Genomic DNA, 21,989 nt, shown 5'->3' on the forward strand with positions numbered 1-21,989 from the left:
GAGGTGGGCAGGTTCAATCGCTTTTGCTTAACAGCAGTTGAGCGTTGATACAGCGCTGGGAAGGCAGACGGTAAACAGCCGAGTGGCAACGGTTTGCATCATTTTTCACCCATAGTGGGGGAACACCAGACCGTCGTAGCTGATATTGGCCATCCACTTGGCTAATGTAGACGCCCGTGTACCTTGCCCATAGCGCTCCTCTAGCCCACCTGAACGTGCCCAACCACCTAGAGCGCGTGTGACGTCAATGGGTGAGCCAGCCTCGCGGAGCGCATCTCGGAAATTGTGCCGGAATGAGTGGAACGACACGCCGCCGAACCCGTCCAGCTTCGAGAGGAAGTAGGAAAAGCTCTTTTGGAACACGTCTACGGTCTGGCGCTGATTGTCGCGCGCGAGGTCCGCGAAGAGCCTGTTGCCACCGGCTTTCCTGACTCCCTCGACATGCTTAAGCAAACCCAGGCGAACAAGTTCTGGATGGATTGGTACAGTTCTGGTTGCGCCCGGTGTCTTGAGGCGACGCTCGTCCGTTTCAACCAGGACAAAGCAGGTTGCCCCGTCCACCGTTTTGACGTCTTCCGTCGCCAGCGTGGCGATCTCGCCTAACCGCATGCCGGAGAACAAGGCGATGAGCGGGAGCCAGTGCCGGCCTGGCCGCCCCTCTGTCCACTGTGGGAGCGCTGCGAACATTGAACTGAGCTGCGTGAGGGAGAACGGCTTGCGCGTTGACGCGGCTTTCCTGGAGCCGTCTGTCATGCGCGTCGCAGGGTTGGCTGAGATCAAGCCCTTCCTGATGGCCCAGTTGAAGAAGCTGGAGATGTGGTGCGCGTGGTTGCGCACGGTCGTAGTGGAGATGCGCTCGTCCTTGGTCTCTTTCGCTAACGCCACGATCTCCTTCAGCGTGAGCTTGTCATATCTGGCCTTCTTCTTGATGTTCGCAGGGATGGCGGCGAGCAGTTCAAACGCTTCGACACAGTCGGGCCGCTCGATGCCAACAAGGGGCCGGTCGTCGCCCACGACCTCACGCAGGGCGCGGAAGGGCAGCACATACTTCATTGCGGCTGCCTCGGATAAATCGGCGCGCGTCGGGTCGGTCTCAAACCGAGTGATGGCTTCACCGAGCGTGGCGCTGGCGCGCGCCTTCGAAGGGGGAGGGGTCAGTGTCGAGACATCCGCGAACAGAGGGTCGTGAGGTTTGTCGCCGCCGTCGCCCTCCAGGCGATCGAGGCGTCGCTTCACGTGCTCGATCTCTGCCCGACGCACCAACTCGACCAGCCGGACGAGTTCGGTTGCCACAGGACGCGTCGGACCGACGACGTCTGCGGCGCTGTCGTTGCAACGCGTTGCAATTTCTGCCTGAGGGGGGAAGACGGGCTCAGGCGGCAGCGGCACGGGCAAACCATGTTCGGAAACCAGGCGCGTGGCAGTGCCTAGCAACTGAGGCGCCATTTCGCCGCCCGTCAGGAGGTCGCCCAGTTCTACATCGAGTTCGTCCCGCTCTTCGACCTCGGCGTGCCCGATCGTCGCGACCTCAAGCCGGTGGAGATGAGCTTTCGCGACCCGTTGGAGCGATGCGTCGGATACCGTCATTTCGGGGCCAGCAGTCCCGACCGTAGCTCTGGCGGCCAGCCGCGTCCGCGCTGCCCTGAATTGCTTGTCCACGTCAACGGCTGCTGCTCGCGCCGCCTCGCTAGCTTGCCGCATGCTTTCGGCTTTGAGGGTGATCCATACTTCTTGCTTGTCCTGGAACAGAGGCCGAAGGTGGAGGGGCACAGCGCGGCGGTAATAGTAGGCCCCACCCTTGACCACCAGCCCTTGAGTCCTGGCCATCAGCGCCCCCACTTTGCCAAAATCTGGGAAGAATTATGGGAAGATTTTCCCTCGTATGCCCCTGTGTTGCCTACTTTTTTAGGAAAATCAATGCCCTAGAGATGGGGTGGTGCGGACGGCGGGACTCGAACCCGCACCCGGTTTCCCGAAGCAGATTTTAAGTCTGCTGCGTCTACCATTTCGCCACGTCCGCAGCGCCGGCCTTGCTTAGGGCCGGAATCGTGTGGGCTCAAGCCGTTTCTGTCGGCTTCCAGCCATAGAGCCAGTCATAGCGCTCTAGGAGACGCTGGCCGCCGAGGGCCGACAGCCCGAGGTCGCGGGCGCTCGCGAGAGGCCAGCGCCAGTGATAGCGCTCGCCATTGCTGTGCGCCTCGGCCTGGATCCGGCGAACGCGCGGCAGGCGCAGGCGGGACCATTCCTGCATGCGGGCGGGAACATCATGGTCGTCGGCGCCACTGAGTTGGGCAGCCAGTTCGGCCGCATCCTCGATGGCCGCCGCGCCGCCCTGGGCGATGAAGGGCAGCATGGGATGGGCAGCGTCGCCGATCAGGGCGATGCGGCCGGTCGCGATCCGGTTGTCGGCGCGGCCCTCGAACAGGGGCCAGGTTCGCCATTGCGGCACCGTGGCGAGCAAGGCCCGCAAGCGTCCGTCCCAGCCGGCATAATGCGGCAGCAGCGCCGCCAAAGGCTGGGGCGCGGACCAGCCGGGGCCTGCATCCTCGTCATGCGTCACCGCCACGAGATTGAGCGCCTGCCCCGATCGCACGGGGTAATGCACGAAATGGGCGTTGCCGCCGAGCCAGAGCCCGGTCTTCAGGCCCTGGAACAGGGCCGGGGCATCCTGCATCGGGATCACCGCCCGCCAGGCCCGCCGCCCGGCGAAACGGGGCGGCGCGAGCCCGAGCTGGAGCCGCAGCTTCGACCAGAGGCCGTCGGCGCCGATCAACATGCGAGCGGAAACATCGGGATCTGTGCCCGCAAAGGACAGGGTCACCTGCTGCCCATCCTGCCGGGCTGCACGGATCTCTCGCCCCAGCTTCAGCGGGATGCCGTGCCGGTGCACCGCTTCCACCAGCACGGCCTGCAGGTCGGCGCGATGGATCACGCCATAGGGGGCGCCCCAGCGCGCCGGGCAGGCATCAAGCGGCAATTCCTGGATCAGGCCGCCAGTGGCGCCCTTGCGGATACGCACCGCATCCATCACCACCATATGCGCCTCGAGCGCGGGAGCGAGGCCGAGGCCGAACAGGACGTTGAGCGCATTGGGCGTGAGCTGGATGCCGGCCCCAGCTTCCTCGAGCGTCGCGGCGCGCTCGTAGATCTCGACGGCAAAGCCGCGCCGGGCCAGGCCCAAGGCAGCCGTCAGCCCGCCGATGCCGGCGCCGGCGATCGCGATATCCATGGTCGGTTCAGGCGGCCTGGGCGTTCACCGTGCAGGCCGCCGGCTCCGACATGCCCTCAGGCAGCTTGGGATCATATTTGAAGAGCGTGGAGCAGTAGGAGCACACCGCCTCGTCATCCGAACCGAGGTCGATGAAGATGTGGGGATGGTCGAAAGGCACGCTCGCGCCCTGGCACATGAATTCCTTCGAGCCGACGCGAATGACCTTCAAGCCGAGGTCATTTTGGAAATGGGGAATGGAATGGCCTGCCATTGATCTTCAGTCCGCGATGGGGACTTGCGGTCCACGATGTGGACTTAGGGTCCGTAATTTTCTCTCGCGCGGACCATAGCGGTGCCGCACGGGATGCGATAGGGGCTATTGGAAGCAAGAGCAAAGGAAAACCGCGCCGATGCAGCGTTTTGATCATGACGGCGTCGAAATCGCCTATATCGACGAAGGAGAGGGCGAGCCCATCCTTCTCATCCACGGCTTCGGTTCGAATCATCAGGTCAACTGGGTCGGCACCGGCTGGGTCGACCTGCTCACCAGGCAGGGAAGGCGTGTGATCGCCTTCGACAATCGCGGCCATGGCGAGTCCGCCAAGCTCTACGATCCCGCCGCCTATCACCCCGCCGTGATGGCAGGCGACGCCGTCGCGCTGCTCGATCATCTGCGCATCGGCTCGGCGACGGTGATGGGCTATTCCATGGGCGCCCGCATCACGGCCTTCCTGGCGCTTGAGCATTCCCAGCGCGTGGATGCAGTTGTATTCGGCGGCCTGGGCGTGCGCCTCGTGCAGGGCGAGGCCTTGCCGCCCACCATCGCGGCAGCCATGGAGGCGCCTTCGCTCGACGACGTGCCGGATCCGATCGGGCGGATGTTCCGCTCCTTTGCCGACAAGAGCGGCGCGGACCGGCGGGCCCTGGCCGCTTGCATCCGCGGCTCGCGGGTCCAGCTCAATCCGGCCGAGGTCGCCAGGATCCTGCAGCCGACCCTGATCGCCGTAGGTACGCGCGACTCGATTGCGGGCTCGGCGCAGGAACTGGCCGTGATGATGCCCAATGCCGCCGTGCTCGACATTCCCAATCGCGATCACAACCCGGCCGTCGGCGACAAGGTCTACAAGCAAGGCGTTTTGGCATTCCTCGCAGAGCAGGGCGTCTAAATGAACATTGGCACTGCCGGCATCACTGCGCTAAAAAGGAAGGAGATACCTTCCATTCAGCGGATAGGCAGATGAATCAGTCGAAGCGCCTGGTTTCCCATGGGCTTGAAATCGTCGACCCGGTCTGGAGCCGCGTGCGGTCCGAGGCTGAAGCGGTCACCCATGCCGAGCCGCAGCTTTCCAGCTTCATCTTCGCCAATATCCTGCAACTCAATTCGCTGGAAAGCGCCGTGGTGCAGCGCATCGCTTCGCGCCTGGATCATTCGGATATGCCGGCGACCCTGATCGCCCAGGCCTATGGCAAGGCGCTCGAGGCCGACCCGAGCATTGCTTCGGCCATCCGCGCCGACATTGCGGCAGTGATCGATCGCGACCCGGCGGCCAATCGCTATATCGAGCCGATCCTCTATTTCAAGGGATTCCACGCGCTGCAGACCCATCGCCTGGCCCATTGGCTCTGGAAGTCGGGGCGCAGGGATTTCGCGCTCTATCTGCAGAGCCGTTCCTCGGCCGTATTCCAGTGCGACATCAATCCGAACGTACCGATCGGGCGCGGCGTCTTCCTCGACCATGCCACCGGCCTGGTGGTCGGCGAGACGGCGGTGATCGGCGATGACGTCTCCATCCTGCAGGACGTGACGCTGGGCGGCACCGGCAAGGAGACCGGCGACCGCCATCCCAAGATCGCCCGCGGCGTGATGATAGGGGCGGGTGCCAAGATCCTCGGCAATATCGAGATCGGCCAATGCGCCCGCGTCGCGGCTGGCTCCGTGGTGCTCAAGGCGGTGCCGCGCAACACCACGGTGGCAGGCGTGCCGGCCCGCGTGGTCGGGGAGGCGGGCTGTGCCGAACCGTCGCGAAGCATGGACCAGATCCTGCACGGTCCGCTGCCGGACGACATCTTCTGGCACGACGTCGGGCTCTAGAGCAAAGCGCGTTTAGACGGAAACGCTGTTTTGCCCTAACTCTTTGGTTCGACGCGTCTTTGCGATTCTTGGCGATTCCGCCAAATCGCAAAACGCTATAGCGCGCGTCATCTACGACAACAGGTAAGGACAGGCGATCCCGCTCCATTCTCGATGGAGGTGGGGATGACGGTCCTCTCTGCTTCGCGCCCTTCGGTTCGTAAAACCGACCCCTCACTTCGTCGTCGCCGAGATCCGCAGGATTCCGCGCCTCTCAAGCCAGGCCCGGCAACATCACCTTGGCTCCCTCGATGACCATTTCGACCGCGATCGCAGCAAGTATCATGCCCATGATCCGCGTCATGATGACCCTCACCTTGGCGGAGAGGAGTTCGCCGATGTCGGCGGCGAAGAACAGGACGATGAATAGTGCGAGCAGGACGCTCGCAAGCACGAGGGCAAACGATACATATTGCGCGGCACTATGGGTTTGCGCCGCATAGACGATCAGCGTGGCCATGGTGCCCGGCCCCACGACCATCGGAAATGTCATCGGATAGAACGCCAGATCACCGTCCGTATCGCTTCCCGCCGTCCTGTCGGCCTGTTTTTCCTGCTCGTCCCTTTCGTGTGAGGTGACAGGCTTGCCGTTCAGCATGGACAAGGCGATGCCAAGGAGCACCAGGCCGCCGGCGACGCGGAAGGAGGCAATGGTGACTCCAAAAAAAGCGATGATGTACCCGCCAAACAATGAAATGACGATGCACATCGCTGCCGTATAAAGCAGTATCGTCACCGCCATGCCGCGTTGTTGAGCGACAGGTTTGGTGCTCACCATGCTGAGAAAGATCGGCAGGTTGATAAAGGGATTCATGATGGCGAACAGCGCGCCCAGGAACTTCGCAGCGAAAGTGACGTCCATCTGACCGCAATCCTTTTCAGGGCTTCAGGCGCACCTCATTGAGTCCATATCGCCTTCACGCGGGTGCTTTCCGGGACAGGATATATCATGTGGCATCACCTCATAGTCCTGGCGCTCGTCCTTGTCGTACATGTGGCGGTACTCTGCCGGGTACTGCTCAACGACGACATGAATTCGGAGGCACGCGCGGCGTGGTTCTTCGTGCTCATCGGCTTCCCGATCATCGGAATTGCGGTTTATCTTTTTCTGGGTGAGCCCTGGATGGCCCGCAGGTTCCGCCAACGGGCCTCCGCCGTGTGGGAGCGGCCTGTATCGAACGCGTCCACCATGTCGGGCGGTATTTCCTCCGGCGTCATTCCCGATCGCTACAGGCCGGTGTTCGAGACCTGCGCCTCCTTGAACGGATGCGGGGCCGCGATCGGAAACGTGGCGAGCCTGGCGGCCGATTCCAACGCCGCGATCCGCGACATGGCCCGCGATTTCGATCTTGCGCGGGAGACGATCCACGTTTCGTTCTATATTTGGCTGACGGACAATAATGGCAGGCTCGTCGTCGAGGCCTTGCAACGGGCGGCGGCGCGTGGCGTCACCTGCCGCGTGGTGGTGGATGCGTTCGGATCGCGCGATCTCATCCGCTCCGCCCATTGGGCTGCAATGGAGCAATCGGGCGTCAAGCTCTGCGTTTCGCTGGTATCCTCGCTCGGTGTTTCGCTGGCGTCGATCAGCCGTCCGGATCTGCGCAACCATCGAAAGATCGTCGTCGTCGACAACAGCATCACCTATTGCGGCAGCCAGAACTGCGCGGACCCGGAGTTCCGCATCAAGCCGAGGTTCGCTCCCTGGGTCGACATCATGCTTCGATTTGAAGGTCCGGTGGCTCGCCAGAACCAGCTCGTCTTCGCGAATGATTGGGCGATCGAATATGGCGAAGACCTGTCGAATCTGCTCAGCGAGCCCTTCCGGGGGGAATTGAAGGGGAGCTGCGCGGCGGCAGCTTTCGGGACGGGGCCGATGTCTCCGAAGGGATCGATGTCCGACGTGTTCGTCTCCTTGCTCCAGAGCGCCCAGCAGGAGGTGGTGATCTCGACGCCCTATTTTGTCCCTGATTCACAGCTTCTCGCCAGCCTGATGGCGTCGGCGCGCCGTAAGGTGACAACCATCCTTGTTCTTCCGGCCAGGAATGACTCACATGTCGTGAGTGCAATCAGCAGGGCTTACTATGCACAGCTTCTCGCAGCGGGCGTGAGGATCTACGAATATCATGGCGGCCTCCTCCACGCGAAAACCGTGGTGGTGGATGGTCAACTCACGTTGGTGGGCTCGGCCAACATGGACTTTCGCAGCCTCTATCTCAATTTCGAAAACAACATCCTTTTCTATTCGGACAGGGACTCTTCCGATGTTCGTGCCCGACAGGACACCTATATTTCATCATCGACGCCGGTCGATGAACGAGACGTCAGGAAACGCCCGAGGCTTCGTCGAATATACGACAATCTGCTCACCATCGTCGGGCCGGTATTCTAGTGGGGGGGTAACCACGGCAGGGGAAGCCGTTCCGGAAACGGATCCGATGCAGCAGGATTTCATTGCCGCATCGTTTCAGCCGAAAATGGGTACACTTTCTTCTGCACGATGATCGCGTCCCATCCCATCATCTTTCGCCGTTGCAGCAGCTTTCGATCGATCCGACGATCCCGGCAGATTCGGCCATTCCCGTCCTCGCCGGGCCTTAACTTGCTCGATTGCACAGACCCTCGGCCCGCATTCTCTTGCGAAGCAGGCCTCGGCATGGCAAAGCCCGGGGATGGCGGGGCGGCAAGGTCGCCCGGCGCATTCAACCGAGGAAGTCTAGTGGACAAGAAAGACATGCAGCGCGTCGAAGCCTATCTTCGTCGCACCTTCGGCAATGCCACCATTCGCGTCGTGCCTCGTGCCCGCAAGACCGACAGCGCGGAAGTCTATATCGGCGAGGAGTCGATCGGCGTGGTCTCCGAGGACAAGGAAGACGGAGAAACCTCCTACGATTTCCACATGGCGATCCTCGACATCGACCTCGAGGACTGATCGGCTATTTCCGGGATTGCAGGCGTCCTCGCCTGCATCTTCCCATCCAGCCGCCGCAGCATGTCCAAGGGCAGGCAATCGCGACACGGGAACATGTCGCTGAAACGCCTGCGATCCCAGGAACGGAGCTCTGCCATGCCCCTTTACGCGCTCGATGATATCGCGCCGTCGGTGCCGGCTGACGGTCGCTATTGGCTCGCACCCGATGCGCAGGTGGTCGGCCGCGTGATTTTGGCAGAGGACGCCAATATCTGGTTCGGCGCAGTGTTGCGCGGCGACAACGAGCCGATGACCATCGGCGCGCGCTCCAATATCCAGGACGGCGCCGTGCTGCATTCCGATCCGGGCTTCCCCCTCACCGTCGGGGAGGATTGCACGATCGGCCATTCTGCCATCCTGCATGGCTGCACCATCGGTGCCGGCAGCCTGATCGGCATGGGGGCCACCATCCTGAACGGCGCGCGCATCGGCAAGGGCTGCCTGGTCGGCGCCAATGCGCTGATCACCGAAGGCAAGGAATTTCCGGATCATTCGCTGATCGTCGGCTCGCCGGCACGAGTGCTCCGTCCCCTCGACGAGGAAACCGTCGCCAAGCTCAGGCAATCGTCGGCGCACTATGTCGCCAACGCCAAGCGCTTCGCCAAGGGATTGAAGAGGGTGGATTAGGTCGCGGGGAGCGTATTTCCGGGTGCACGGACGTCTCGTCCGTTCTTGGAAACATGACACGCGTCGTGGGGAAGAGGCGGACGAGACGTCCGCGCACCCGGAAAAACTCAGTTGCCCTTCGCCGACACGATGGCCGTGGTCTGCGTGTCGCCGAGCGAGACCCAGGCATTCTGGTCGGACTGCGACTGGCGCTTGACGTAGCGATAGCCGGTGGCGCGCCAGGACAGGATCTTGGCCTCCTGGTTGTCGAGCACGAACTCGCCGCGATCGGTCTTCACCATCAGGACGGCGTGCCCTTCGTTCTTCTTGTCACGCACCACGGTGATCAGCAGGGCCGAGCGCGGCCACCCTGCGTCGATCAGCAATTTACGCTTGAGCAGGACATAGTCCTCGCAGTCGCCCTTGCCATTGGTAGGGTAGGCCCACCATTCGACCTTGCCGTAATTGTCGAGGTCGGTAACCGGCTTGACCGATTTGTTGACCTGGTCGTTCAGGGCGATGAGATCCTTCCAGGCCTGGCGCGAGAGCACGATATCGCGTGCTTCCTGCGAGCCCGATTTGCAATCCGCCGGATTGTCCTTGCAGAACTGCAGGTAGCCGGAGGGCGGGGTGGTGACATCACCAACGGGAGCATAGATCGGCATGGCGCTGTGGCCAGCGGCGGCAGCCTGCGAATGCGGCAGCAAAACCGTTGCGAGCGCTACGGCGGCCAAGGCGGCTTTAGGGGCCATTCGGCTCAAATTCGACCTGATCCTGATCCCGAAGCGCATCACAATCTTCAGACCCGTTTTGCCCGCCACCGGATGTTTACCCAGAGAGCAGGGCCAATTACCCGTTCCCGAAGCCAACTTCGCACAAGGGCAGGGGGCGCACAACGCTCTTGCCGCAGAAAAAACAAGATCCGCACGGGGTATGAAGTATCGTAACTCTTTGAAAAGATTCATGTTAACGGTGGATTAACCACGATTTCCCGTTTTCCCTCGACCGTGGGCAACAAGGGGAGGCGTGGCACGATTGCCACGCTTTCGTCACCTTTTCCGGCGGCGATTTGGTTAATTTCGAGCGGCTTCAACGCCGATATTGTCGATGAGGCGGGTTGCACCCAGCCGGGCTGCCACCAGCAATCGCACCGGCCCCTCCGCAAGCCCGGTGATCGGGGCGAGGCTCGCCGCCTGCCGTGCTTCCAGATAGTCGAGCTCGAAGCCTCCGGCCGTGATGGCGCTGCGGCCGGATGCCAGGGCGGCCTCGATGTCGGCGCCCTTGATCAGGGCGTCGGCGACCTGCCGGAGGGTGCGATGCAGGAGAGGGGCCTTGGCCCGCTGTTCCGGCGCGAGATAGCGGTTGCGCGACGACATCGCCAATCCGTCGGCTTCGCGCACGGTCGGGATGCCGACGACCGTGATCGGCAAATCGAGGTCGCGCGCCATCTGGGTCACGACGCAAAGCTGCTGATAGTCCTTCTCGCCGAACAGGGCGAAGTCCGCGCCGCTTTGGCAGAACAGCTTGGCCACCACTGTCGCCACACCGGCGAAATGGCCGGGACGGAAGCGATCCTCCAGGCCGGCCTGCGCCGGCCCGGCAACCGAGACCGTGGTGGCGAAGCCATGCGGATAGATCTGGCTGGCGTCAGGAGCGAACAGGAGGTCGCAGCCGACATCCCTGAGACGGGCAAGATCCGCCGCTTCCGTTCGCGGATATTTGGCGAGATCTTCGGTTGGCGCAAACTGGGTCGGATTGACGAAGATCGTGGCCACCACCCGGCTTGCCCGTTGGCGGGCCTGGCGTACCAAGGTGATATGGCCGTCATGCAGGGCGCCCATGGTTGGCACCAGGGCGACAGTCTCCTGCACCTCGCGAAAACGCTTCACGGCCTGGCGCAACTCCGCCACGGTTCGAACGACCAGGGTTTGGCGCGCCATTCCTTACTCCGCAGGTGCATAGTGTCGCATTTGCCTGACCAGCGTTCCAAAGCGTTTTGCGATTTGGCGGTCACACCGAGAATTGCAAAGACGCGCCGAACCAAAGAGTTTGAGCAAAGCCGCGTTTGCGTTTAAACGCGCTTTGCCCGGGGAACGCTGAACTGGCAAGACTCGGATTCCAAGATTTGAATCAATGGCTGTTTCGCAGATCGGATAGAAGTGGGCCAGCTTATTTTCGCATGCGTGGTGCTGTTCTGCCTGTGGCCGTTCCTCAAGCCGGGCATGCTGTCGAAGACGCCGGTCCTGGACAGCCTGCTGCGGCGCGGCGGCAGTTTCCTCGCCTTTGCTTTCGGCCTCTATCTGCTGACGCGCGGCGCCTGGGGCATGGGGTTGCCATTGCTGCTTCTGGCGGCAGGCATGCGCGGCTGGCTGCCGCAATTGCCGGATGGCGTCATTCCGGGCTCGACGACGAGGCCGAGTTCGGTGCGCACCGCGGATCTGGTGATCATGCTCGATGCCAACAGGCAACCGATGGACGGGCAGGTCATTCGCGGGCGGTTTTCGGGCCGGCGCCTTTCAGCCATGCCGGCGGCGGAGCTGATGCAACTGCGTGCGGAGATCGCCGCCGACTTCGTCGGCCGTTCAATCCTTGAAGCTTATCTGGACCGCAGGCTTGCCGGATGGCGTGAACACTTCAAGGACGATGCGCACGCGCGGGGCTTCGGAGCGGCGGCGTCCGACGCGATGACGAAGCAGGAAGCTTACCAGATCCTTGGGGTGCAACCGGGGGCGAGCGCCGAGGAAATTCGTCGAGCGCACCGGGCGCTCATGAAGAAAATCCATCCCGACAAGGGGGGCACGACGCAGATGGCTGCTCGTGTCAACCGGGCCAGGGACATGCTTCTTGAAGGCCATTGACGCAACTCCACCGAACTTGCTCGGTTCCGACGATGCTTGAGCGTCGCAGAACATGGTTACGCAACGATTAAGCTTGCGACGTTTTCCCGGAGCAAAGTGCGTTCGGGTCAAAGCCGCCTCTATCCTGGGGCAAGCGGCGTCCATGACTGAATGCTTGCTTGCTCCCACGCATTGGCTCGACATGCCTTTGCGTTTGCCCGCGATGCCGTGAAACCGCGGGGCGCCTTGTTTATCGCTCCCTTGCTTTGCGCCTTCTGTGTGAAAGCGCAATTCCCGCAAAACAAAGGCGCGGCCTATCCGAGGAAGGCCGCGCCCGAATGGGGAGAAAGTGTTCTTGCCGAGGGATCAGAGCTTCACGGCGACGCAGGCGAAGGAAGCCGCCTTGAGGGCGCTGCAGGCCGACTGGGCCTGGTTCTGATCGCTGAAGCCGGCGAAGCGTGCCCGCCACAGTGTCGAACCGTTGCGGCTGACCGTCTCGGTGAAGGGGCGGGCGGAGGAGAGCGCCTTGTTGCCGGCTGCCTTGGCGCTGGACAGCAGTTGCCGGGCGGCTCCTTCGCTGTCGGTCGCGCCGATCTGGATGATCCAGCCGCTGCGCTGCGGTGCGGCGAGGGCGACCGAATCCCGGGTGACGGCAACGGTGCGGACGTTCTGCACCGTGGCGGTGGTGTCGGGGCTGGCCTCGTTGCTCTGGCCGGCGCGAACGGGCGGCGTGGCCGGCGCGGTCGTGACCGGCTGGAGGCCCTGTACCCAACGCATGCTCGGGGTGCTGGGTGCCGCAAAGGCCATGACCGGCTTGGCGGGAACGGGCTGGGGCCGGGCCTGCGGCGCAGAGACGGGCACCGCGTCCCCGACGATTTCGGGCGGCATCGGCGCCGCCACCGGCGCGGCCTGGCGGGCCTTCGCCGCTTCAGCGACGACGGCCGGCCGGACAACCGGCGGACGGGGCGGCGCTGCCATGGGCTCGGCATCGTTTGGGAGTTCGGCCCGGGCAACCTGCGTGGCGGAACGGTCGACGGCGTTGCCGGCATAGGCGACGGGCAGATAGGCATCGATCAGGCGGCGCATCACGACGTCGCGCGAAGCGGCGCTGCGGCCGCCCATCACCACGGCGACCAATTGCCTGTCGTTGCGCTTGACCGAGGTCAGGAGGTTGAAGCCGCTGGCATTGGTGTAGCCGGTCTTGATGCCGTCGACGCCTTCCACCGAACCCAGCAGGCGGTTGTGGCCCGGGATCGGGCGTCCGCGATAGACGAAGCTGCGGGTCGAGAACAGGCGATAATAGTTCGGGAAGCGCTTCTGGATGGCCATGCCGAGGATGGCGAGATCGTGTGCGCTGGTGATCTGCCGGTTGTCGGGCAGGCCGGAGGCATTGACGAAGGTGGTGCGCGACATGCCGAGGGCACGGGCCTTGCGCGTCATGTAGTTGGCGAAATTGCCTTCCGAGCCGCCGAGGGCTTCGGCCACCACCACAGCGGCGTCATTGGCCGAGCGCGTCACCATGCCTTTGATAGCATCGTCGACGCGAATGGTCTGGCCGGCGCGCAGGCCGAGCTTGGTGGGGGATTGGGAGGCGGCATGGGCGGAGACGGGAAGTTCGGTCGCCATCGAAAGGCGGCCGGCCTGCAACTGTTCGAACAGGAGATAGAGCGTCATCACCTTGGTGATGGAGGCCGGATGCCTCAAGGCTTCGGGGGAGGCTTCGTAAAGCGTGCGGCCAGTCTTCACGTCGACCACGATGGCGGCATAGCGCGGATTGTTGCGCATGTCGGCGGGAATGGCCGAGGCGGCCGATTCCGTGCGGACGCGCTTGCTGCGCGCATGCTTCATCGTTTTCTGCGCCGGGGCGGCATGATGGCCGCGACGGCGCGCATCCGCTTCGTCCGGATGGAAGGCCAGGGTTGTCGTGAACACTACCAAGCCGGCTGCAACCATTGTGGTGGTCCGGGCCAGTCCGCCCCCGATCCAACGCGATAGCATGCAAAGTCCCCAATACTCACCGGCGCGACAGCACCGTCCATTACATGTCCCTGCGAGACCGGTGGTCTCATTCGCCCTTCGTCCGGGGCTCACCTCGCCCCTTTGCCGGAGGGAGGCTGTCTCACCGTGCCGCTGCAGGGACGACACAGTCAATGAACCTAGGCGGACGCGGTTACGGATCGGTTAAGTGCCCAGCCAGCGCGGCATTTTGGTCGCATGATTGTCTGATTGGTTGAGAATGAATGAAAAAGAGGCACTTCACCCGCTGTTCAGAACGTGGAACCCATTATTGCGCGTTGTCGCACTAGCGGAAAGTCGGGGGCGATCATAAATTCAGTTCGTGGAAGCCTTTTTCCTCGTCGAGATCATGTTAGGCTGCAGGCGATTGCAGTTGTCGAAATGGAAGATTCAACGATTCTGGATATTGCATTGAGCGCCGCGCACAAGCCGTTTCCCCTGATCGGCATGGCCCGCGAGCCCCGCGCTCCAGGTGGCGGTGAGGGCACTAACGCGGCCGTGATTACCAAGACGCGGCCGGCGACCAAACGCCCCAAACTCTACCGGGTCCTGTTGCTGAATGACGATTATACCCCGATGGAATTCGTCATCGAGGTGCTGGAGCGCTTCTTCAACAAGGACCGCGACGGTGCCACCCACATCATGCTGCATGTTCACCACAATGGCGTGGGAGAATGCGGCATCTACACCTACGAGGTCGCGGAGACCAAGGTGACTCAAGTCATGGATTTTGCCCGTAAGCATCAGCATCCGCTGCAATGCGTCATGGAAGAAAAGTGAGGAACTGATCGTGCCATCCTTTTCAAGACACCTCGAACAGTCCCTCCATCGCGCTCTGGCCGCCGCCAATCAGCGCCATCACGAATATGCGACTCTCGAACATCTGCTGCTCTCCCTGATCGAGGACCAGGACGCGGCGGCTGTGATGCGGGCCTGCAATGTCGATCTCGACATCCTCAGGCGCAACCTGGTCGAATATATCGACACCGAACTGGAGAACCTGGTCTCCGACGGCCGCGACGACGCCAAGCCGACGGCAGGGTTCCAGCGCGTCATCCAGCGCGCCGTCATCCACGTGCAGTCATCGGGCCGCGAGGAAGTCACCGGCGCCAATGTACTGGTGGCGATCTTCGCCGAACGCGAGAGCCACGCCGCCTATTTCCTGCAGGAGCAGGACATGACGCGCTATGACGCCGTGAACTACATCTCGCACGGCATCGCCAAGCGCCCCGGCCTGTCGGAAGCCAAGGCTCCGCGCGGCGTCGACGAGACCGATGGCGACAGCCCGAAGACCACGGCCAATGGCGAGGATGCGTCCAAGAAGAAGCAGGACGCCATCGATGCCTATTGCGTCAACCTCAACAAGAAGGCGAGGGACGGCAAGATCGACCCGCTGATCGGGCGCGACAGCGAGATCACGCGCACCATCCAGGTGCTCTGCCGCCGCCAGAAGAACAATCCGCTTTTCGTCGGCGATCCCGGCGTCGGCAAGACCGCGATCGCCGAGGGCCTTGCGCGCCGCATCATCGAGGGCGACGTGCCGGAAGTGCTGCGCGGCGCCACCGTGTTTGCGCTCGACATGGGCACGCTGCTCGCCGGCACGCGCTATCGCGGTGATTTCGAGGAGCGCCTGAAGCAGGTGGTGAAGGAGATCGAGGCCTATCCGGGCGCGATCCTGTTCATCGACGAGATCCATACGGTGATCGGCGCCGGCGCCACCTCGGGCGGCGCCATGGATGCCTCCAACCTGCTGAAGCCGGCCCTGGCCGCCGGCCTGCTGCGCTGCATCGGCTCGACCACCTACAAGGAATACCGCCAGTATTTCGAGAAGGACCGCGCCTTGGTGCGCCGGTTCCAGAAGATCGACGTGGCGGAACCCTCCATCCCCGACACGATCGAGATCCTCAAGGGCCTCAAGCCCTATTACGAGGAATATCACAAGCTGCGCTACACCAACGACGCCATCAAGGCGGCGGTGGAGCTGTCGGCCAAATACATCAATGACCGCAAGCTGCCGGACAAGGCGATCGACGTCATCGATGAAACCGGCGCTTCGCAGATGCTGGTGACCGAAAGCCGGCGCAAGAAGACGATCGGCGTCAAGGAGATCGAGGCGACCATCGCCACCATGGCCCGCATCCCGCCCAAGACCGTGTCGAAGGACGATACGGAGACGCTGCGGAATCTGGAGACGAACCTCAAGAGGGTGGTCTACGGGCAGGACAAGGCGATCAAGCAGCTCTCGGCCGCCATCAAGCTGGCCCGTGCCGGCCTGCGCGACCCGGAGAAGCCGATCGGCAACTATCTGTTCTCGGGGCCGACCGGTGTCGGCAAGACCGAAGTCGCCCGCCAGCTCGCCTCCGTGCTCGGCATCAACCTCCTGCGCTTCGACATGTCGGAATATATGGAGCGCCATACGGTGTCGCGCCTGATCGGTGCGCCTCCCGGCTATGTCGGCTTCGACCAAGGCGGCCTGCTCACCGACGGCATCGACCAGAACCCGCATTGCGTACTGCTGCTGGACGAGATCGAGAAGGCCCATCCGGACCTGTTCAACATCCTGTTGCAGGTGATGGATCACGGCAAGCTCACCGATCACAACGGCAAGAGCGTCGACTTCCGCAACGTGATCCTGATCATGACCACCAATGCCGGTGCGGCTGACCTGGCCAAGGCGGCCTTCGGCTTCACCAAGAACAAGCGCGAGGGCGACGATACCGAGGCGATCAACCGCCTGTTCACGCCGGAGTTCCGCAACCGCCTGGATGCGACCATCGGCTTCGACCACCTGTCTCAGGAGATCGTCAGCCAGGTTGTCGACAAGTTCATCGCGCAACTCGAAGTGCAGCTTGCCGATCGTCATGTCGCGGTGGAACTTTCCAACGACGCGCGTACCTGGCTGGTGGCGAATGGCTATGACGAGTTCATGGGCGCCCGGCCGATGGCTCGCCTGATCCAGCAGGCCATAAAGACGCCGCTGGCCGACGAGGTGCTGTTCGGTCGGCTGAAATCGGGCGGCGCCGTGCGGGTGACGGTCGTCACCAACGAAGAGGGCAAGCAGGAACTGGGCTTCGAATATCCTGCAGGCCCGGCCAAGCCCAAGCCCGAACAGGTGGTGGCCGACAACAGCCAGGCGTCGGCCAAGAAGCCCAAGGCCAAGCCGAAGGGCCCGCCGCAGCGCGAGCCCGACGCACCGGCCGGCGCGGAATAGGGCTGCCTCGCAAGGACGGCTACCGAACATCCGAGGGGGTGGAACGCACCGGCGTTTCACCCCCTCGTCGTTTAGCCGGTTGAAAGAGCGATCAGCGTATGAAGGTCGATCGCAAGGCCAGGACGGCTCCACGCCCGAAGCCATAGCTGGTGATCAAGAAGCTCAACAGATTGAGGCCGATGAAAATCGTGCGGGCAAATCCCGTGACGGGCGACGGGCCGGTCGGGTCCAGGGCAGGAAAGATGGCCATCAGCAGGAAGAGCATCGAATTTGTGAACGCACCGATGACCATGGCCCAGCGGACATGCCATGGCAGCGCAATCCTGGTGCCGTAGAAGCCCAAAAGCAGAGCGCTCATCAAGAGAAAGTCGATATGCGCCTGCAGGACACGTTGATATTTTCCGGGGAAGACCGCACCGAATCCCGGGAGTTGCAAGGCCAGTCCCACCAGGCACCAGGCAAGGACAAGGGCAACGATGAGCCAAAGGGCTCCGCCCCTTAGAAGAAGTTTGCCCTGGACATTGTCTTCCTTCGTGTCCGGCATGTCTTGTTTCCAATTCTATTGAAGACCGCATGGTTCAGAACATGGAAGGCAGCGTCGCTGCCGCGATGAACGGCAAGGCAGGGTCAGGGCATGTCCTTCGGCGGCAACGCCGGTTTCGGTAGCGGCACGAGATCGACGTTGCGCGATTGCCCGCCGAGAAAAGCCGGGTCGAACAGGCCGCCGCCGGAGGGATCCCCTCCGGGTGGTGCTCCGGTTTGCAGCGGGCCGGTGGGGACGCTTTGCGATGCTCCCGTTCCGAAAAATTCCGCGCGTCCCCCCTGCAGATTGCCCTTCTCGATCTCCTTTTGCGCCTTGGCCACCCGGCCGGCGAGGTTCGTCGTATAAGGCAGGCGATAGGCCCGCGGCTCGCCGGTCGGCAGGTTGGCCGCATCCAGCTCCTCGAGCCAGAGATGGATGGCACCGGTTTCGCCTTGGACGACATTGGGTTCGACGATCCTCGTCCACAGCACCTGAAAGCGGGCCGGCACGCCGACCGGGGCCGACCAGCCCAGCAAGCCTTGCATCGAGAAGAACACGACGACATAGAACAGGCTCGCCACGACGATCGCGCCGATCTTGACCAGACGCGGCAATGCCAGCCCGATCAGCACGGTGAGCATCAGGAGGCTGAGGAAGACATAGGCGAGCACCAGGCAGAGCAGGTTGGTCTCAAGCATGATCGCCGCCCACCGTCATTGCCGCGGTCATAGGTTCTTGCTCCAGGCATTGTGCATGCCGCGCAAGATCGACTTGGCCTCCCGGCTGGTGCCGGTGACCTCGCCCTGCGCGTCCATGGTGAAGCGTATGGCGGTCTGCTCGCTTCCCCCGTCAGCCGTTTCAATCGTCTCCCGGGCGACGATCTTGGCGACCGGATTGAGCTTTTGCACCGTTACCGTCACCGGCACCGGCTGCTTGGTCAGGGCGGTGAAGTGATAGACGTTCACGGTATATTCGCCGGCGACGAAACCGCGAATGCTGACGAGCTCCTCGCGCACCTTGGTCTGTTGCTTGCGCCCGTTGACCATGACGAAATCGTTGAGGCCGCCGCGATCGTCGCGGTCGAGCACCAGGAAACCCGCTTCGCGCCGGCGGTACCAGGCGATGTTGCCGAGCGGATCCTGGACGAAGATGTCCATGTCGTCGGGATGATTGTCGGGCCAATCCATGGTGATGATGAACTCGGCCTTGCTGTCGATCTTGCCCTCATTGGCCTTGGGGGAAATGATGATGAACACCACGAAGAACAGGAAGGCGATGACCTGCAGGGCCTTGAACAGCACCACGCTGAACGGGTCGAAGGCTTCTTCCCGTCCGTGGAGATCGAAGTCATCGATCATCCCGGCGCCCTTTGCGCTTCCAGCGCCGAAATCACATGGACTTCGGTGAGGTCGACCGCGAAGGAGAAGATGCGCGAGGTGGCGCCGTCGAGGAAATGATATTGCACCTTGATCATGATCGAACCGATGAGGCCTACCAGAGTGGTGTACATGGCAACCGCCATGCCCCCGCTCATCAGCGACATCGAACTGCGCACGGCTTCCTTGCTGTCGGTGTCGAGCCCGGCGATCGGAGCCAGCATCATGATGAAGCCGACGATGGTGCCGAGCAGCCCGAGCTTCATCAACGTATCGCTGGCAAAGGCACCATAGCGGTTGGAACCCCGCAGCCGGTCGGCGAGGACGCGCAACAGCAAGGTTTGGTCGAGGCGGGCCGCGCCTTGCAGGTCGGCCTTGGTGACGAGGTCGCGTATATGGCCGGCGACCAGGCCTTGCCCAAGCTTTCCGTCGGGCACCGAACCCATGGTCGCCAGGGCGGACTTGCCGCCTCGAATGACCCATTGGGCCGTGCGGCGGGCAGCCTCCCCCTCGCGCCCGATGAAAAGGATGCGCCACAGGCAATGTAGACTGCTTGCGACATAGAGGAGGACGATGACAACGGAGATATAGGTCCTGTCCTCGTCGATCATCTTGGCGATGAAGCCAAAATACCAGAGTACGAGGAAGGCGAAGATGCTGACGCCGGTAAAGATGAGCCAGGGCAGCAGGGGATCTGCACCGGAAAGGCGCGGTTGACGCTCGCTCATGGGACGGTCGGACTCATTGGACGTTTGGACTCAGGGGACTTGCTGACAGTTGCTATGGATCGATGGATCATGTTCCAGGCTAGCAACGGCGAAAGCCGGCAGCCTGGGTAGAGGTCCCGATCTCATTTGGGCATTTTGCCCGACATTGGCTTCCGGGCGTCGTCTCGCAGCCTTTGTGCTTGCCAGCCCTGTAGGCCATGCTCACTATTCGAGGGGGTCGATCCAGCAAGAGTGGGCCATGAACCTCTTCGGTCATCTGGTTTTGCGGCTCGCAGCCGCCATCGTTCTCTGCCTCGCCTGCGCCATCGGCTGGGTCTTGCACGATACGCGCCATGCCACCGAAACGGAGACACGCGCCTCGGCCGAGCGGGTCTCCAAAGCGCTGGAAGCTCTCTATTGGCGCGAGCTGCTCTGGCGCGGCGGACTTTCGCGCAACCTCATCCTGCCCTTGCCCGATTGGAACACCATCGTGACGATGAAGGTGATTTCGCCGGGCATATGCATAACCGTCACGCTCGGCCAGGAAGCGCCCCGGCGCCTGTGCAGCCAGCTCGAGACGATCGGCCGTCCCGCGCCGGCTTGGTTCGAAACGTCCTATGACTGGCTGTTCGGGCCCAACCAGGCCGTCGAGCATCCCCTCAGCGATCGCCAGCGTCAGGCCGGTACGATCGTGGCCGTGCCCGACCACGGTGCCGCCGTGCGGCTGGCCTGGGACCGGATCACCATCGTGCTCAGCGTGGCGGGCCTGCTGGCGGTTGCCATCGGCGTGCTCGCCGGGCTTTTTATCGGCCAGTCCCTTCTGCCGGCGCGTGCCATCGTCGCCGGCCTGCGCCGCCTTGAACGCGGGGATTACGGCTATCGTCTGCCGGGCTACCGGACGGCGGAATTCGATCGCATCGCCGGCGCCTTGAACGATCTCACTTGCCGTTTGGCCGAGACCACGGCCCAGCGCGTCGCCCTCACCAACCGCCTGTTCCAGGTGCAGGAAGAGGAACGACGTACGCTGGCGCGCGATCTCCATGACGAATTCGGCCAGTGTCTGGCGGCCGTCAATGCCCTTGCCGGCGCCATCGAATTGGAGGCCGAGGACCGGCCGGAGATTGCCAAGGACGCTCGATCCATCGCCGAAGTGACCCGGCGGATGAATGCGACCTTGCGCGGCACCCTGCAACGGTTGCGTTCGCAGGAACTCGAGGAACTGGGCCTGGAGGCCAGCCTGGCCCAACTCGTGGCCGGCTGGAATGTCGGCAACACCACGCGCGCCCGATTCCACCTCGATATCGCCGGCAATCTCACCGGCCTTCCGCACGCCATCGCCCTCAGCATCTATCGCATTGCACAGGAATGCCTGACCAATGCCGCGCGCCACGGCAAGCCGCGCGATATCCGCCTGTTCGTCAAGCGAACCGGACTGCAGGAGGGGGGCGCTGTCGAGCTCAGCGTCGAGGATGACGGTGGCGGCAATCCGCTACGGCTGACCATGGAGGCCGGGCATGGAATTCTCGGCATGCGGGAACGGGTAACGGCACTGGGCGGAAGCCTTTCCATTGGCCAGGCGCGACACGGCGTTCGCATCGCTGCAATCATTCCGTTGCTTGCGGATCGCGCCAATCGGATGCGCGGCCCGGCCCAGCCTGTCCCGGCATGAGCGATCTCAGCATCCTGCTGGTGGATGACCATCCCGTCGTCAGGGAGGGGTATCGGCGGCTGCTCGAAAAGGTGCCCGGCTATCGCGTGGTGGCCGAAGCCAGCGATGCCGTTTCGGCCTACGAGGCCTACCGGAAAGCCAAGCCTGACGTGGTGGTGATGGATCTTTCCCTGCCGGGCCTCAGCGGCATCGAAGCCTTGCGCCATATCCGCCAATGGGATCATGCTGCCCGGATTCTCATCTTTACCATGCACAGCGGGGCCGCTTTCGCCCTCAAGGCGTTCGAGGCGGGGGCCGCCGGCTATGTTACCAAGGGCAGCGATGCCGCCGAGCTCGTCAATTCCGTTGCCCTGGTGGCCAAGGGGGAACGGGCGATGAGCAATGACGTGGCGCGCGAGATCGCGGCCGAACGTCTTACCCATGCCTCATCGCCGCTGGCCGAGCTCAGCCCGCGCGAGACCGAGATTCTGCGCCTGGTCGCATCGGGCTGGTCGGCCGAGGCGATCAGCACGTCCATGCATCTCAGCCTCAAGACGGTTCGCAATTACCATTACCAGATCAAGGCCAAGCTCGGTGCCCGCAACGATGCCCATCTCGTGTGGCTGGCCATCGATGCCAAGCTGGTCTGATTGAAGTCCCGGACCAAAACAGCCAGGATTGGCGGTGCTCATGCGCTCGGCACGGCAGCTTGGCATCGCCGAGACGGGTGATGCCTCTTCCGGCGCCACCGTGTC

The 21,989-nt window shown here is 63.0% G+C and carries 21 protein-coding genes and 1 tRNA gene; 10 read left to right on the forward strand and 12 right to left on the reverse strand.

Annotated features, from left to right (window positions below):
• Positions 1–105: 105 nt before the first annotated feature.
• The 4 genes from U1R88_RS01415 to U1R88_RS01430 form a co-directional block, all read right to left on the reverse strand.
• Positions 106–1,827: a DUF6538 domain-containing protein gene (locus U1R88_RS01415; RefSeq protein ID WP_322429664.1), complete on the reverse strand. Its 1,722-nt coding sequence runs from the start codon at positions 1,825–1,827 to the stop codon at positions 106–108.
• A 107-nt stretch (positions 1,828–1,934) separates the two neighbouring features.
• Positions 1,935–2,020 (reverse strand) — tRNA-Leu (locus U1R88_RS01420).
• Positions 2,021–2,056: 36 nt separating this feature from the next.
• The gene (locus U1R88_RS01425) at positions 2,057–3,229 is read right to left on the reverse strand and encodes an FAD-dependent monooxygenase (protein ID WP_322429665.1); all 1,173 of its coding nucleotides are present in this window, start codon (positions 3,227–3,229) and stop codon (positions 2,057–2,059) included.
• Positions 3,230–3,236: 7 nt separating this feature from the next.
• Positions 3,237–3,482 carry a zinc-finger domain-containing protein gene (locus tag U1R88_RS01430; protein ID WP_068295546.1) on the reverse strand — a complete coding sequence of 82 codons (246 nt, stop codon included), beginning with the start codon at positions 3,480–3,482 and terminating at the stop codon, positions 3,237–3,239.
• 139 nt (positions 3,483–3,621) lie between these two features.
• Here U1R88_RS01430 and U1R88_RS01435 point away from each other — a divergent pair, with 139 nt between their 5' ends.
• Positions 3,622–4,377, forward strand: coding sequence for an alpha/beta fold hydrolase (locus U1R88_RS01435; RefSeq protein WP_322429666.1), 756 nt, complete (start codon positions 3,622–3,624; stop codon positions 4,375–4,377).
• 71 nt (positions 4,378–4,448) lie between these two features.
• Positions 4,449–5,303 (forward strand): serine O-acetyltransferase, encoded by an 855-nt coding sequence (gene cysE / locus U1R88_RS01440; RefSeq protein WP_322429667.1) that lies wholly within the window; start codon positions 4,449–4,451, stop codon positions 5,301–5,303.
• A gap of 253 nt (positions 5,304–5,556) precedes the next feature.
• Here the strand turns inward: cysE and U1R88_RS01445 are convergent, their stop codons facing one another.
• Positions 5,557–6,204, reverse strand: a complete 648-nt coding sequence (locus U1R88_RS01445) for a MarC family protein (protein ID WP_322429668.1) — start codon at positions 6,202–6,204, stop codon at positions 5,557–5,559.
• Positions 6,205–6,291: 87 nt separating this feature from the next.
• Between U1R88_RS01445 and cls the strand changes: the two genes are divergently transcribed.
• From cls to U1R88_RS01460, 3 genes are all read left to right on the forward strand, one after another.
• The gene (cls, locus tag U1R88_RS01450) at positions 6,292–7,731 is read left to right on the forward strand and encodes a cardiolipin synthase (protein ID WP_322429669.1); all 1,440 of its coding nucleotides are present in this window, start codon (positions 6,292–6,294) and stop codon (positions 7,729–7,731) included.
• A gap of 342 nt (positions 7,732–8,073) precedes the next feature.
• Positions 8,074–8,271, forward strand: coding sequence for a DUF3126 family protein (locus U1R88_RS01455; protein ID WP_245196728.1), 198 nt, complete (start codon positions 8,074–8,076; stop codon positions 8,269–8,271).
• A 135-nt stretch (positions 8,272–8,406) separates the two neighbouring features.
• A complete protein-coding gene (locus tag U1R88_RS01460) occupies positions 8,407–8,937 on the forward strand; it encodes a gamma carbonic anhydrase family protein (protein ID WP_322429670.1) in 531 nt (176 codons plus the stop codon).
• Between the two features lie 107 nt (positions 8,938–9,044).
• On the opposite strand, the gene U1R88_RS01465 is transcribed toward U1R88_RS01460, so the two are convergent.
• A complete protein-coding gene (locus U1R88_RS01465; RefSeq protein WP_068295532.1) occupies positions 9,045–9,668 on the reverse strand; it encodes a transglutaminase-like cysteine peptidase in 624 nt (207 codons plus the stop codon).
• A gap of 321 nt (positions 9,669–9,989) precedes the next feature.
• Complete coding sequence (gene panC / locus U1R88_RS01470; RefSeq protein ID WP_322429671.1) at positions 9,990–10,856, reverse strand: pantoate--beta-alanine ligase; 867 nt, start codon at positions 10,854–10,856, stop codon at positions 9,990–9,992.
• A 219-nt stretch (positions 10,857–11,075) separates the two neighbouring features.
• Between panC and U1R88_RS01475 the strand changes: the two genes are divergently transcribed.
• Complete coding sequence (locus tag U1R88_RS01475) at positions 11,076–11,774, forward strand: DnaJ domain-containing protein (protein ID WP_322429672.1); 699 nt, start codon at positions 11,076–11,078, stop codon at positions 11,772–11,774.
• A 345-nt stretch (positions 11,775–12,119) separates the two neighbouring features.
• On the opposite strand, the gene U1R88_RS01480 is transcribed toward U1R88_RS01475, so the two are convergent.
• Positions 12,120–13,706, reverse strand: a complete 1,587-nt coding sequence (locus U1R88_RS01480; RefSeq protein ID WP_322429673.1) for a D-alanyl-D-alanine carboxypeptidase — start codon at positions 13,704–13,706, stop codon at positions 12,120–12,122.
• A 510-nt stretch (positions 13,707–14,216) separates the two neighbouring features.
• Between U1R88_RS01480 and clpS the strand changes: the two genes are divergently transcribed.
• Together clpS and clpA are read left to right on the forward strand one after the other, a co-directional pair.
• Positions 14,217–14,549, forward strand: coding sequence for an ATP-dependent Clp protease adapter ClpS (gene clpS / locus U1R88_RS01485; RefSeq protein WP_082980075.1), 333 nt, complete (start codon positions 14,217–14,219; stop codon positions 14,547–14,549).
• Between the two features lie 10 nt (positions 14,550–14,559).
• Positions 14,560–16,980, forward strand: a complete 2,421-nt coding sequence (gene clpA / locus U1R88_RS01490; protein WP_322429674.1) for an ATP-dependent Clp protease ATP-binding subunit ClpA — start codon at positions 14,560–14,562, stop codon at positions 16,978–16,980.
• Positions 16,981–17,071: 91 nt separating this feature from the next.
• Here the strand turns inward: clpA and U1R88_RS01495 are convergent, their stop codons facing one another.
• The 4 genes from U1R88_RS01495 to U1R88_RS01510 all read right to left on the reverse strand — a co-directional run bounded on the left by U1R88_RS01495 (position 17,072) and on the right by U1R88_RS01510 (position 19,607).
• Positions 17,072–17,524, reverse strand: a complete 453-nt coding sequence (locus U1R88_RS01495; protein ID WP_322429675.1) for a hypothetical protein — start codon at positions 17,522–17,524, stop codon at positions 17,072–17,074.
• Between the two features lie 83 nt (positions 17,525–17,607).
• A complete protein-coding gene (locus U1R88_RS01500; RefSeq protein ID WP_068295521.1) occupies positions 17,608–18,201 on the reverse strand; it encodes a hypothetical protein in 594 nt (197 codons plus the stop codon).
• Positions 18,202–18,228: 27 nt separating this feature from the next.
• On the reverse strand, positions 18,229–18,861 hold the full coding sequence (locus U1R88_RS01505) for a hypothetical protein (RefSeq protein ID WP_322429676.1): 633 nt from the start codon (positions 18,859–18,861) through the stop codon (positions 18,229–18,231).
• Positions 18,858–19,607 (reverse strand): MotA/TolQ/ExbB proton channel family protein, encoded by a 750-nt coding sequence (locus U1R88_RS01510; protein ID WP_322429677.1) that lies wholly within the window; start codon positions 19,605–19,607, stop codon positions 18,858–18,860. Before U1R88_RS01510 ends, U1R88_RS01505 begins: the two co-directional genes overlap by 4 nt.
• Before the next feature lie 238 nt (positions 19,608–19,845).
• Between U1R88_RS01510 and U1R88_RS01515 the strand changes: the two genes are divergently transcribed.
• Complete coding sequence (locus U1R88_RS01515) at positions 19,846–21,255, forward strand: histidine kinase (RefSeq protein WP_322429678.1); 1,410 nt, start codon at positions 19,846–19,848, stop codon at positions 21,253–21,255.
• Positions 21,252–21,884, forward strand: a complete 633-nt coding sequence (locus tag U1R88_RS01520; RefSeq protein WP_322429679.1) for a response regulator transcription factor — start codon at positions 21,252–21,254, stop codon at positions 21,882–21,884. Before U1R88_RS01515 ends, U1R88_RS01520 begins: the two co-directional genes overlap by 4 nt.
• The last annotated feature ends 105 nt before the right edge of the window (positions 21,885–21,989 follow it).

Source organism: Labrys sedimenti (assembly GCF_034424805.1).
GTDB lineage: Bacteria > Pseudomonadota > Alphaproteobacteria > Rhizobiales > Labraceae > Labrys > Labrys sedimenti.

What these genes read in the sequence shown, in the direction of transcription:
- U1R88_RS01415 (WP_322429664.1), bottom strand. Translation starts at nt 1,827, where the DNA reads ATGGCCAGGACTCAAGGGCTGGTGGTCAAGGGTGGGGCCTACTATTAC.
- U1R88_RS01425 (WP_322429665.1), bottom strand. Translation starts at nt 3,229, where the DNA reads ATGGATATCGCGATCGCCGGCGCCGGCATCGGCGGGCTGACGGCTGCC.
- U1R88_RS01430 (WP_068295546.1), bottom strand. Translation starts at nt 3,482, where the DNA reads ATGGCAGGCCATTCCATTCCCCATTTCCAAAATGACCTCGGCTTGAAG.
- U1R88_RS01435 (WP_322429666.1), top strand. Translation starts at nt 3,622, where the DNA reads ATGCAGCGTTTTGATCATGACGGCGTCGAAATCGCCTATATCGACGAA.
- cysE (WP_322429667.1), top strand. Translation starts at nt 4,449, where the DNA reads ATGAATCAGTCGAAGCGCCTGGTTTCCCATGGGCTTGAAATCGTCGAC.
- U1R88_RS01445 (WP_322429668.1), bottom strand. Translation starts at nt 6,204, where the DNA reads ATGGACGTCACTTTCGCTGCGAAGTTCCTGGGCGCGCTGTTCGCCATC.
- cls (WP_322429669.1), top strand. Translation starts at nt 6,292, where the DNA reads ATGTGGCATCACCTCATAGTCCTGGCGCTCGTCCTTGTCGTACATGTG.
- U1R88_RS01455 (WP_245196728.1), top strand. Translation starts at nt 8,074, where the DNA reads ATGCAGCGCGTCGAAGCCTATCTTCGTCGCACCTTCGGCAATGCCACC.
- U1R88_RS01460 (WP_322429670.1), top strand. Translation starts at nt 8,407, where the DNA reads ATGCCCCTTTACGCGCTCGATGATATCGCGCCGTCGGTGCCGGCTGAC.
- U1R88_RS01465 (WP_068295532.1), bottom strand. Translation starts at nt 9,668, where the DNA reads ATGGCCCCTAAAGCCGCCTTGGCCGCCGTAGCGCTCGCAACGGTTTTG.
- panC (WP_322429671.1), bottom strand. Translation starts at nt 10,856, where the DNA reads ATGGCGCGCCAAACCCTGGTCGTTCGAACCGTGGCGGAGTTGCGCCAG.
- U1R88_RS01480 (WP_322429673.1), bottom strand. Translation starts at nt 13,706, where the DNA reads ATGGTTGCAGCCGGCTTGGTAGTGTTCACGACAACCCTGGCCTTCCAT.
- clpS (WP_082980075.1), top strand. Translation starts at nt 14,217, where the DNA reads ATGGCCCGCGAGCCCCGCGCTCCAGGTGGCGGTGAGGGCACTAACGCG.
- U1R88_RS01495 (WP_322429675.1), bottom strand. Translation starts at nt 17,524, where the DNA reads ATGCCGGACACGAAGGAAGACAATGTCCAGGGCAAACTTCTTCTAAGG.
- U1R88_RS01500 (WP_068295521.1), bottom strand. Translation starts at nt 18,201, where the DNA reads ATGCTTGAGACCAACCTGCTCTGCCTGGTGCTCGCCTATGTCTTCCTC.
- U1R88_RS01505 (WP_322429676.1), bottom strand. Translation starts at nt 18,861, where the DNA reads ATGATCGATGACTTCGATCTCCACGGACGGGAAGAAGCCTTCGACCCG.
- U1R88_RS01510 (WP_322429677.1), bottom strand. Translation starts at nt 19,607, where the DNA reads ATGAGCGAGCGTCAACCGCGCCTTTCCGGTGCAGATCCCCTGCTGCCC.
- U1R88_RS01515 (WP_322429678.1), top strand. Translation starts at nt 19,846, where the DNA reads ATGAACCTCTTCGGTCATCTGGTTTTGCGGCTCGCAGCCGCCATCGTT.
- U1R88_RS01520 (WP_322429679.1), top strand. Translation starts at nt 21,252, where the DNA reads ATGAGCGATCTCAGCATCCTGCTGGTGGATGACCATCCCGTCGTCAGG.